Here is a 550-nt window from a genome sequence, read left to right as displayed (position 1 = left end):
GTCTGCGCGCGCGCAAGGGCGCGCCGGAAACCTTCGACTTTGCCGGTTTTGAGGCCTTGCTGAAGCGTATCCGTGCCGGTGAACCCGACATCGCCATTCCGGTCTTCGACCGCAGCATGGAACTGTCGCGCGCCGCAGCCTCGATCGTCGCCACAGAAACCAAGTTCATCCTGGTCGAGGGCAATTACCTGCTGCTCGACGAAGAGCCGTGGTCGCGGCTGGCGCCGCTGTTCGATTTCTCGATCTTCGTCGACGTGCCGCGCAACGAGCTCGAGCGCCGCCTGATGGAGCGCTGGCACGAGCATGGCCGCTCCGATGAAGATGCGCGCGCCTGGATCGCTTCCAACGACCTGCCCAACATCGAGCGCGTGCTCGCGCGGCGCAGTGCCGCCGATCTGGTGATCGGCCTTTCCGCTTGATTCGACGGATTGTGCAAGGGGAACCTTAAGACTTTCAGGCCGTTATCCCGACACGACAATTGTGCCAAAAGAGGGATTCGGTCCAATGGCAACCAAGGCAAAAAAGCCTGCGCCCGCCAAGGGCAAGGCGA

Annotated in this window: 1 protein-coding gene; it reads left to right on the top strand. The window is 62.4% G+C overall.

Features of this window, described 5'->3' with window-relative positions; translation table 11 throughout:
- On the top strand, positions 1-419 hold a 419-nt coding region (locus EN991_RS39090; RefSeq protein WP_127370676.1), incomplete at its 5' end, for a nucleoside/nucleotide kinase family protein.
- Positions 420-550 lie beyond the last annotated feature (131 nt).

It is taken from the genome of Mesorhizobium sp. M7A.F.Ca.US.005.03.2.1, assembly GCF_003997795.1.
Classification (GTDB): Bacteria; Pseudomonadota; Alphaproteobacteria; order Rhizobiales; family Rhizobiaceae; genus Mesorhizobium; species Mesorhizobium ciceri.
Note: the sequence above shows the minus strand (reverse complement) of the source record. Positions and strands in the feature narration are given on the sequence as shown.